The organism is Paramuribaculum intestinale, assembly GCF_003024925.1.
In the GTDB taxonomy this organism is placed as follows: Bacteria; Bacteroidota; Bacteroidia; order Bacteroidales; family Muribaculaceae; genus Paramuribaculum; species Paramuribaculum intestinale.
In genome coordinates this window covers 24895-34637 of record NZ_PUED01000008.1, presented here as the reverse complement: position 1 = coordinate 34637, position 9743 = coordinate 24895, and the positions used below count along the sequence as shown (strand labels likewise).

The 9743-nt window shown below is 55.9% G+C and carries 9 protein-coding genes; 5 read left to right on the top strand and 4 right to left on the bottom strand.

All coding sequences use genetic code 11. The annotated features are described in order from the left end of the window. Positions 1–125 precede the first annotated feature (125 nt). Positions 126–830 carry a DNA repair protein RecO gene (recO, locus tag C5O24_RS01620; protein WP_161553753.1) on the top strand — a complete coding sequence of 235 codons (705 nt, stop codon included), beginning with the start codon at positions 126–128 and terminating at the stop codon, positions 828–830. 13 nt (positions 831–843) lie between these two features. Here the strand turns inward: recO and C5O24_RS01615 are convergent, their stop codons facing one another. Continuing rightward, positions 844–1245 carry a DUF4293 domain-containing protein gene (locus C5O24_RS01615; RefSeq protein ID WP_107035062.1) on the bottom strand — a complete coding sequence of 134 codons (402 nt, stop codon included), beginning with the start codon at positions 1243–1245 and terminating at the stop codon, positions 844–846. Positions 1246–1434: 189 nt separating this feature from the next. Between C5O24_RS01615 and surE the strand changes: the two genes are divergently transcribed. Together surE and C5O24_RS01605 are read left to right on the top strand one after the other, a co-directional pair. Beyond that, the gene (surE, locus tag C5O24_RS01610) at positions 1435–2199 is read left to right on the top strand and encodes a 5'/3'-nucleotidase SurE (RefSeq protein WP_107035061.1); all 765 of its coding nucleotides are present in this window, start codon (positions 1435–1437) and stop codon (positions 2197–2199) included. Positions 2200–2237: 38 nt separating this feature from the next. Further along, the gene (locus C5O24_RS01605) at positions 2238–2924 is read left to right on the top strand and encodes a Crp/Fnr family transcriptional regulator (protein ID WP_107035060.1); all 687 of its coding nucleotides are present in this window, start codon (positions 2238–2240) and stop codon (positions 2922–2924) included. A 133-nt stretch (positions 2925–3057) separates the two neighbouring features. On the opposite strand, the gene C5O24_RS01600 is transcribed toward C5O24_RS01605, so the two are convergent. Beyond that, positions 3058–4242, bottom strand: a complete 1185-nt coding sequence (locus tag C5O24_RS01600) for a porin (RefSeq protein ID WP_107681364.1) — start codon at positions 4240–4242, stop codon at positions 3058–3060. A gap of 171 nt (positions 4243–4413) precedes the next feature. Between C5O24_RS01600 and C5O24_RS01595 the strand changes: the two genes are divergently transcribed. Then, positions 4414–5709, top strand: coding sequence for a histidine-type phosphatase (locus tag C5O24_RS01595; RefSeq protein ID WP_107035058.1), 1296 nt, complete (start codon positions 4414–4416; stop codon positions 5707–5709). Between the two features lie 184 nt (positions 5710–5893). Beyond that, positions 5894–7288, top strand: a complete 1395-nt coding sequence (locus C5O24_RS01590) for a Gfo/Idh/MocA family protein (protein ID WP_107035057.1) — start codon at positions 5894–5896, stop codon at positions 7286–7288. Between the two features lie 287 nt (positions 7289–7575). On the opposite strand, the gene C5O24_RS01585 is transcribed toward C5O24_RS01590, so the two are convergent. Together C5O24_RS01585 and C5O24_RS01580 are read right to left on the bottom strand one after the other, a co-directional pair. Next, positions 7576–8079: an RNA polymerase sigma factor gene (locus C5O24_RS01585; protein ID WP_107035056.1), complete on the bottom strand. Its 504-nt coding sequence runs from the start codon at positions 8077–8079 to the stop codon at positions 7576–7578. A 476-nt stretch (positions 8080–8555) separates the two neighbouring features. Then, positions 8556–9557 (bottom strand): malate dehydrogenase, encoded by a 1002-nt coding sequence (locus C5O24_RS01580; RefSeq protein ID WP_107035055.1) that lies wholly within the window; start codon positions 9555–9557, stop codon positions 8556–8558. Positions 9558–9743: the final 186 nt, after the last annotated feature.

Sequence of the window (9743 nt, the reverse complement as noted above, 5' to 3'; positions counted from 1 at the left end):
TGTGATAGGGCCAAACAGCGAGGAATCTGTGGCCCGCTACATACTTGAGTCGCTCGGATTAGTGGACTGCAACGACCGACACTGAACTACCCCGCTCCACGACGACCATGCAGGAAACCTTACATATGATAGCATTGAGGACAGTGGCCTACGCCGACGACCGCTCGATACTCTCGGCCTACACGCGCAGCCGCGGGTTCATGTCGCTGCTCGTGCGCGGCGGCAAGGGGCGCGAGGCGAGCCGTCGCAGGGCTTTGCTGCAGCCCATGTCGGTGGTGGAGTGCGTGGCCGACATCGTGCCGGGGCGCGATGTGAGCCGCATAATGTCAGTCAGGCCTCTGCGACCTATGCACGGGGTTATTTCGTCGCCGGTAAAGCAGACTGTGGCGATGTTTCTGGCGGAGGTGCTGGGGATAGTGCTTCGCAGCAGCCAGCCTGACGCGCAGACGTTTGACTTCGTGGCGCAGTCGGTGGCGGTGCTCGACGAGCTGCCCCGCGAGCGCACGTCCAACTATCACATAGCTTTTCTGAGGGGTCTGGCCGTGTGTCTGGGGATAGAGCCCGACGCGGGAGCCTACAGGAGCGGCATGGTGTTTGACATGGCCGACGGCATCTGGCGTCTCAGCGCCCCGCTCCACAACAGGTGGATCGGCAGCGACGAGGCGCGGGTGGCTGCGGCTCTTTGCCGGATGACGTATGCCAACATGCATCTATACAGTTTCGACCGCGCGGCACGCAACGCCGTGCTCGACCGTATAATGCAGTTCTACTCTCTCCACCACACCCGTCTGGAGGGGGTGAAGTCGCTCGACATACTCCGGTCAATGTAAAGGGGGCGACGGATCAGCGCAGACGATCGTAGGAACGGAGCAGCCGCTGGTCGGCATTCACACCGCGCCACGCTGCAATCTGAGCCACGACAGCCGCCGGAGGGAGCAGCAGAGTCCATGAGAGAGAGGAGAAGCCGGCTCCGTCGGCAACGAGCACCCCTACAAGCGCAAACGCCTCAGATATGATCGCGAACGCCATCGAAGCGACTATCACAGCCTTCTGACGCCCGTGGCTGCGGTAGAGGAATATCGCCACGAGGCAGAGCAGCGCCGAAACGAGCGCCGGCACGAGCACAAATATGTCGGAAGCCACTTCAATAGCCTTTCCGGCCACAGAGCCGAAGGGGAGAACACAGAACACCGCCATGACGGCCACGGCAGCAAGAAGCCAGAGAGATTGAACACGCTGTATCATATTGTAAATCTTAAGTAACTCGTAAAATCAGTTGACATTATTAAGCTCATCAGTAACCCGTGGCTTGCCGCGAATCACTTATCACATTCCAATTAATCCAATTTAACCGCAGCGAGCACTCTGCGGCGCGACAAAATTAAACAAAATCGGCGGATATTTTGTAACTTTGTCATCACTAACCGAAAAAAGATGGATCAGCGCACACTCATACTCATAACCAACGACGACGGCTTCGAGGCCGCAGGCATCAGGTATCTGGCAAAATGCGTCGGCCGCTGGGCCGATGTGGTGACGGTGGCTCCCGACAGCCCCCGATCGGGTCAATCGTCGGCCATAACGGTGAACAGCGAATTGTATCTTACCCGCCGGGCCGACGAAGAGGGCGCTCAGGTGTGGTCGGTCAACGGCACACCGGTGGACTGCGTGAAGCTCGCGATGCACGCCCTCTTCAGAGAGCGCCGTCCCGACCTGATACTGTCGGGCATCAACCACGGCTCAAACTCGGGCAACTCGGTGCTGTACTCCGGCACAATGGGCGCCGTGATCGAAGGGTGCACGCTCGGCATCCCGTCGGTGGGATTCTCGCTGCTCGACCATCACGCCGACGCCGACTTCAGCGAGTGTGGCCGCTATGTCGACGAGATAGCCCGCGGAGTGGCCGCATCGGGTCTGCCGTCGGGCATCTGCCTGAACGTCAACATCCCCGCCCGATGCAAACCCAATGGGATAAAGCTCGTCAGGGCATCCATGGGACACTGGATCGGCGAATACTCGCAGACAACCGCTCCCGACGGGCGCACCGCCTACCGGCTCACCGGCGAATACGTGGACCGCGATCCCGACGACTCCACGACCGACAACTACTGGCTCGGCCGGGGCTACGTGACAGTCGTGCCCACGGGCGTGGACATGACCGCCGACTGCAAAGACATAGCCTGCCTGAGGGAACTTTAATCAAAATCACCGTGTTAATCTATCAAAGACACAACGATATGGACAGCATGTATGAAATCCTGATGGGACTGCCGCTCTTCAACGGAGTGAGCCGTGAACGCATCAGCGAGGTGGTGGGACGCGCTCCCTTCCACTTCCTGAAGTATCTCGAAGGAGAGAGAGTGATAGAGCGCGGCGAGCCATGCACCCATATCAAATTCGTGATATCAGGCTCGGTCAGATCCACTGTGACAAGCTCCAACGGACGGTTTCAGGTGTCGCAGACTCTGGAGGCTCCCAACGTGATAGCTCCCGAATTTCTTTTCGGCCGCAACACCACGTATCCGGCCGAAGTGGTGGCCATGGAGCCTGCCGGAATCATGCAGATCTCGAAGAACGACTATGTGGATATACTCAACGCCGACAAGGTGTTTCTGTTCAACTTCCTCAACACACTGTCGGTCAACGCCCAAAAAGCTATCGACGGCGTTCTCGCCGTGGCTGCGGGATCGCTTGAGGAGCGCATAGCCTTCTGGATCATAGCGCTGACACAGCGCGGCGGCACCGACGTGAAGCTCATCGGACGCCAGCGCGACCTCTACTCGCTGTTCGGAGTGCAGCGCACATCGTTTATCTCCACTCTGGAGTCGATGCGCGAACGCGGCATCATAGAGTATGACCAGCACGAGATCAGGGTGAAATCGCGCCGCAAGCTGCTGGCGATGCTCTCGACCGACAACGAATGATCCCTCACACCGCATCCTTTATCACATCTTTTGCCCACATAATTAATTGAATTATAAAAACGAGCGTGCCGCAACTCCCGCTGCAGCACGCCCAATAGAAAAATTCAATTCATCGATATTGTCAGGCCGCGTGTCAGAACAGGATCTGAATGCGTGCCTGTATGGTGTTGACGTGACGGTTGCGCTGCGCGTCGGAGGAGCGCACGTCGGTATAGCTGTAGCGGAGACGTCCGATAACATACTTGTTGAAGTAGTAGTTGAGTGTCATCGACGCATCGTTGGAGATGCCGCCATGTATGCCGCTGCGACCCTGGTTGGCATCGGTGTAGTTGTAGCCGAGCACCATCTCGAGCGTACCCTTGCCGGGAGTGGCGAGTCCGGCGTCGCCATGCGAGTAGCCGTAGTCAGATCCGATAAGAATGCCGCGGAGCAGGCCGTAGACACCCTGCGCGCGATATGACTCGAATCCGGTGCGGCGCGCCACGTTCATATAGTAGTACTGTCCCTCGCATGCGATGCGTCCCTTCATGAGCAGCCATTCGGGCGAAAGTTTGAACACTCCTTTTGCATTGGTGACATCGGCTCCGAGCATTCCCTCCTTGCTGACACGCGTGGGAAATCCGGCCGACCAGTTGAAGTAGCCCTTTGATGCGACGGTCTCTCCGTCTTCGGCAGTTTCTGCCTTGTGGAGAGCCGACTGATACCAGAGCGACATGCCCACCTGCGCCACGAGTCCGGTGGCGTGACAGGGGCGCCACACCGCACGGTTGAGCGCTCCGACGCTCACCTTGCCCTGCTCGTTGGAGGGGGAGGTCATCGACGTTCCGGCCACGATGCCCGAGAAGCTAAGGAATGCCGGGCCGCAGTCGTGGACATATTCCAGACCGATATTACGTCCGGTGGCATTGAAATAGGTATCAGTGGTGGCGGCTTCCATCTGCGGCTTCATCGACGACGATGTGGCGGCGTTGAGTCCGAACTGATGAACGAAGTAGCCCGCACGGAGATAGTTCTCACTGTTGAAGGAATACTGTATATAGACATCCTTCATGCTGAGCTTGTTGAACGAATACCCGGCATCGATCTTTCCGGACCACTTGCCGTATGAGGCCTTGACACCCATACGTATGTCGGGTAGAGCCACTCCGTCGGCGAGTCCGTCGCCGTCGGGAAGATAGACAGCACCGTCCATAAGCACACGTCCGGTGGGTTTTACTGTCAGTTTGGGCTCGTCGTCGGCAGCCATTGCCTGCAGAGCCGGCATGGCAACTATAGCCATGACAGTCATCACTTTAGCAATTCCATTCATTTTTTTCATAATTGTATTGGAAAAAGCCCCTTTCTTAGTTACGTTTTCGAAAATTAATAAAATTTTAACAAGCTAAAACCTTTTTTTGTTCACATTGTTTGTAATATTGAATCCGATATTAATCCGATATTAATCCGATATTGAATCCGACCATTCACTTACTCACAATCATAAAATAACATGAAACTCTTCAACACGGCTCTCGCAGCCATCCTCCTCTCACTTCCTCTGGGAAGCGTAGCCCAACAGCAGCGTTCACCCGAATTCAAACAGAAATATCAGCTTAAAGAAGCTGTAGTGCTCAGCCGCCACAACATCCGCTCTCCGCTGTCGGACTCCAAGAGCGATCTGGGACGCATGACCCCTCATCAGTGGACCGTATGGTCGGCGCCCAAAAGCGAACTGACCCTCCGCGGCGGCGCCGTCGAGACAATGATGGGCCAGTATTTCCGCAAATGGGCCGAGGATGCCGGTCTGTTCCCCGAAAACCATCAGCCGTCGGCCGACGACGTCAATGTGCAGGCCAACTCCATGCAGCGCTGCATTGCCACCGCCCAGTATTTCACTTCGGGCTTCATGCCTGTGGGTGGCGTGGAGGTCAACCACCGTTACGTGCCCTCGAAGATGGATCCTCTGTTCAACCCTCAGCTCACGAAGGTGTCGCCCGAATTTGTGGCCATCGCGATGAAACAGATAGCCGAGCAGGGCGGCAAGAACGGCATACGCGGCATCAGCGAGCAGCTTCGCCCCGACTATGAGCTGATCATCGACGTGCTCGACGTCGACAAGTCGCCGATGACCAAGGACAACGATCCGAAGCTTAAGGCTCTCGACAACTACGATACGGAATTTGTGTTCGAGCAGTTCCGGGAACCGGGACTGAAATCGGGCTCTGCCCTGAAGACCCTCAACGGCGCCAGCGACGCCTTCATCCTCCAGTATTATGAGGAACCCGACACGCTCAAGGCAGCCTTCGGCCACAAACTGACACGCGCCGACTGGGAACGTCTCGCCCATATCAAGGACGTGTATCAGGACGCCCTGTTCACAGCTCCGATCGTTGCAGTCAACGTGGCCCGTCCGCTCATCCAGTATATGTATGACGAACTTCGCTCGCCCGACCGCCGGTTCACCTTCCTCGTAGGCCACGACAGCAATCTGTCGTCGGTAGCCACCGCCCTTGGTGTGGAGCCTTACGAACTGCCCGCCGCAATTGAGAAAAAGACCCCGATAGGATCGAAGATCGTGGTGGAGAAATTCGAAGGCAAAGATGGCAAGACCTACGCCGACATCAACATCGTGTATCCGACTCTCGAGCAGCTCCGCAACCTGCAGCTGATAACTCTCGACAACCCGCCGATGGTGTATCCGCTGTCGCTCGAAGGACTGGAGCGCAACGCCGACGGCCTCTATCTGCTCTCCGACGTGGAATCGCGCTTCGAGCAGGCTCTGCGTGCCTACGACGCGATACCGTAACTATCTGGCAATATTCACAATAAACAATCCATAATAGCACAGCCACTCCATCGCAGGGGTGGCTGTGCTATTTTTTTCAAAGCTGAACCGCTGTCGGATAACAAATTATTAGTATCTTTGTAAAAATATTCATTACGAATTTCAACAAACCAATCAACACCTTAAAACAATTATCAGTCAAGACATGAGCTTCAAGAGTATTATGGTAGCCTCGCTCTGTGCGATGGCGCTCTTCGCATCGTGTGGCACCGCCGACGCCAACCGCACGATTGTCACCGAAGTACCCGAACGTCCGGCCGGACAGGCCGACATGCTCGGCTTCGCCGCCGAACCGATGGATTCAGTACGCATCGGCGTGGTAGGACTCGGCATGCGCGGAGCGGATGCCGCCAACCGTCTCACCCTTGTGCCCGGCGCACGCGTGACAGCCATCTGCGACATAGACACAGCCCGTATCAACAAAGTAATGGCACGCTATGCATCACGCAACTATGGCCCCGTTGCCACATACGGCGGCGAGGAAGAGTCGTGGAAACAGCTCTGTGAGGATCCCAACGTGGATCTGGTATATGTGGTGACCGACTGGAAACATCACACTCCCATAGCATTATATGCAATGGAGCAGGGCAAGCACACCGCCATAGAGGTGCCTGCCGCTTCTACCCTCGAAGAGATCTGGGATCTCATCAACACTTCTGAGAAAACCCGCAAGCACTGCATGATGCTCGAAAACTGCGTGTATGACTTCTTCGAAATGAACACCCTCAACATGGCCCAGCAGGGTCTGTTCGGCGAGGTGCTCCACACCGAAGGTTCTTATATCCACAATCTTGACGAATTCTGGCCTGCCTATGCCAACAACTGGCGCCTTGAGTTCAACAAGGAGCGTCGCGGCGACGTATATCCCACCCACGGTGTAGGCCCCGCCTGCCAGCTGCTCGACATCCACCGCGGCGACCGCATGACCACTCTCGTGGCCATGGACACCAAGGCTGTCAACGGTCCGGCCGCATGGAAGAAGATGTTCGGCGAAGAGGCCGACACATTTGCCAACGGCGACCACACAATGACAATGATTCGCACCGCCAACGGCAAGACCATCCAGATACAGCACGACGTCGTGAACCCGCGCCCCTACAGCCGCATGTACCAGCTGACCGGCACCAAGGGCTTCGCCAACAAGTATCCCGTATCGCAGTATGCCTTCGAGCCCGAACAGCTCGACTCGGCTACAGTTCCCGACCATCAGAACCTCTCGGCCCACGGCGCCATCTCGCCCGAACAGCAGGCCGCACTGGTGGAGAAATACACTCACCCGATCATCCGCGAGGTGGGCGACGTAGCCAAGAAGGTAGGCGGCCACGGCGGCATGGACTACATCATGGACTATCGCCTCGTCTACTGCCTGCTCAACGGTCTGCCCCTCGACATGGACGTGTATGACCTGGCTGAATGGTGCGCTCTGACTCCCCTGTCGGAGATCTCGATTGCCAACGGCAGCGCCCCCGTGGAAGTGCCCGACTTCACCCGCGGCGGATGGGACAAAGTGAAAGGCTACCGCCACGCTTTCAAGAAGTAATTCCGAATCAGACCCACAAATAAAATCCCCGCCGGACGCTCATAGGGCATCCGGCGGGGATTGCGTTTTTTTTAGAGATTGTTTGAACTTCACTTCTATTCACTCAAAGAGGATTTTCGGAGAGATTTGCGTGAGTTGATGAGGGAGCGATGCGGGCATCGTGACCGATGAAACTTGACGCAAATCGCCCGAAAAGACCTTTGAGGGGATAGAAAGAAGTCCCTATTTATTTCTTCGTGTTAAATTCAAACACTCTCTTAATCATTTATCTGCATCGACCCGACGGCTCAGCGGTAGTCGGCGAAGCGTGTCTGGAGCTGTTGGCGCGCGAAGAATATGCGGCTCTTGATGGTGCCCAGCGGCAACTGCATCTTTTCGGCGATCTCGCCGTACTTGTAGCCAGCCACGTGCATCGAAAAGGGTATGCGGTATTTGTCGGGGAATTCGTTGATGGCGTCGGTGATCTCCTTGGCGCCGAACGAGCCTTCGGGAGTTTCCAGGCCCGAGTCCTGGCTGAGGTTGAGATGGTAGAGATCGTCGGTCTGGTCGATGACCGTGGCCGAGCGCACCACGCGGCGGTAGTTGTTGATGAAGATGTTGCGCATGATGGTGAACACCCATCCCTTGAAGTTGGTGTTCTCGACATATTTGTCGGCGTTGTCGAGGGCTTTCAGCGTGGTATCCTGAAGCAGATCGTAGGCATCGTCGCGGTTCGATGTGAGCATGAAGGCGAAGTTGAGGAGGTTTGCCTGGAGTCCCATGAGTCTGGATTGAAAGTTTGCTGTAGCCATTGTAGTGAGGTTTTAGAGGTGTAATGGGTTGTTATGTCGGGTTTGTCAGCACTGATGTTACAATTCGTTGACAATGCAAAGTTACGGAGAATTACAGCTCTACAAGTGTTTTTGTGTTAAACGAAGTTAAATCAGTTACAGCCTTGTTACATCGAACATTCATCAAATATTATCACATTGATATATTGAATATTATAAAGTTCAGTAACATCACGCTACTTAACGGAACGTTTCTATAATTTCCTTGCAAATACCTTCTCCCATAGGAGGACGGGAGCAGCCAGAGCCATCGGAGTAATCGGAACCATCAGAATAATCAAAGGCTGCAGAGCCGAGCCCGGCGCTGTTCGGCGAGGTATGTCGTGGGTGCCAATGTCACGTGCAATCAGGTGTCCCGGCTGACGCGAATATAGCGAGAGCGGCCGCGCGATGGCGCGACCGCTCTGCATAGAGGTATATAAGACCGTGTAGACGGTTTACTTGATGTTGGGGTTGAGTGCGTGCCACTCGTTGACGGGGGGAAGCACGCCCAGAGAGATCACTTCGTCGCGGAGTGTGCAGAGGTGCTTGTAGCTCTGCTCAAGCTCTGCCTGCTCCTGCGGTGTGCCCTGGGGTTCCTTGCAGTGTACGCCGTTCTTGTCAATGACGGTTTCCATAGCCATCATGATGTGGTTGAAGCGGTCGTCGTCGACATAGCATCCTGCGGGCCATGTGAAGGGCTTGCCTCCCATGGCTGCGGCGATCATCTCGATAGAGATGTAAGAGGGGCTCTGGAACGAAGAGCGGCCGCGGAGGTCGATGATGTTCTTGCCGCCCTGCACCACGCGCACACGGAGTTCTTCCCATGCCTTGTCGGGGAATTCGGCTGTGCCGATGATTTCGGTCAGAGGCTTGCCGTCGACCTTTGTAGTGGAGGCATAAACGGCCATCTGCTCGCCGTGTCCGCCGTAAGTGCGGCTGTTGACGATCTTGTCGGGCGAGATGTGGAACTGTTTGGCAAGCTCGCTGCGCAGGCGTGTGCTGTCGAGAGCGGCGAGTGTGGTCACCTGCGAGGGCTTGAGGCCGGCATAGAGCAGGGTGATCAGACCGGTGATGTCGGCGGGGTTGAAGATCACGACGATGTGCTTCACGTCGGGGCAGTAGGCCTTGACGTCCTTACCGAACTGCTCGGCGATCTTGGCGTTGCCGACGAGGAGATCCTCGCGGGTCATGCCGGCCTTACGGGCTGCGCCGCCCGAGTTGACGATATATTTGGCTCCGGTGAGGGCTTCCTTGATGTCGGAAGTGAAGGTGATGTTCACGCCTTCGAATCCGCAGTGGAAAAGCTCTTCGGCCACTCCTTCGAGCGCGGGAGCATAGGGGTCGTAGAGACAGATGTTGGGGGTCAGACCCATCATGAGGGCGGTCTGAGCCATGTTGGAGCCGATCATGCCTGCGGCACCAACAATCACGAGTTTTTCGTCGGTCAGAAAGTTCATTTTTTTTAGAGTATTAAGAAGTTATAACTATTATATATCCTTGAATTTCGCATCAAGCACCGGGCTCCTATGCCACCCCGCGCTTGATTTCACAAAAGTAACGATATTTTCGTAATCAACGTTCATCAAGAAGCGTTTTTTTTAGCCAACAATATCCAACAATAGTTATACGACGCCAGGGCGGCC

Bases quoted from the DNA above. Each gene is read 5' to 3' on its own strand.
- recO (WP_161553753.1), top strand. From the start codon at position 126: ATGATAGCATTGAGGACAGTGGCCTACGCCGACGACCGCTCGATACTC.
- C5O24_RS01615 (WP_107035062.1), bottom strand. From the start codon at position 1,245: ATGATACAGCGTGTTCAATCTCTCTGGCTTCTTGCTGCCGTGGCCGTC.
- surE (WP_107035061.1), top strand. From the start codon at position 1,435: ATGGATCAGCGCACACTCATACTCATAACCAACGACGACGGCTTCGAG.
- C5O24_RS01605 (WP_107035060.1), top strand. From the start codon at position 2,238: ATGGACAGCATGTATGAAATCCTGATGGGACTGCCGCTCTTCAACGGA.
- C5O24_RS01600 (WP_107681364.1), bottom strand. From the start codon at position 4,242: ATGAAAAAAATGAATGGAATTGCTAAAGTGATGACTGTCATGGCTATA.
- C5O24_RS01595 (WP_107035058.1), top strand. From the start codon at position 4,414: ATGAAACTCTTCAACACGGCTCTCGCAGCCATCCTCCTCTCACTTCCT.
- C5O24_RS01590 (WP_107035057.1), top strand. From the start codon at position 5,894: ATGAGCTTCAAGAGTATTATGGTAGCCTCGCTCTGTGCGATGGCGCTC.
- C5O24_RS01585 (WP_107035056.1), bottom strand. From the start codon at position 8,079: ATGGCTACAGCAAACTTTCAATCCAGACTCATGGGACTCCAGGCAAAC.
- C5O24_RS01580 (WP_107035055.1), bottom strand. From the start codon at position 9,557: ATGAACTTTCTGACCGACGAAAAACTCGTGATTGTTGGTGCCGCAGGC.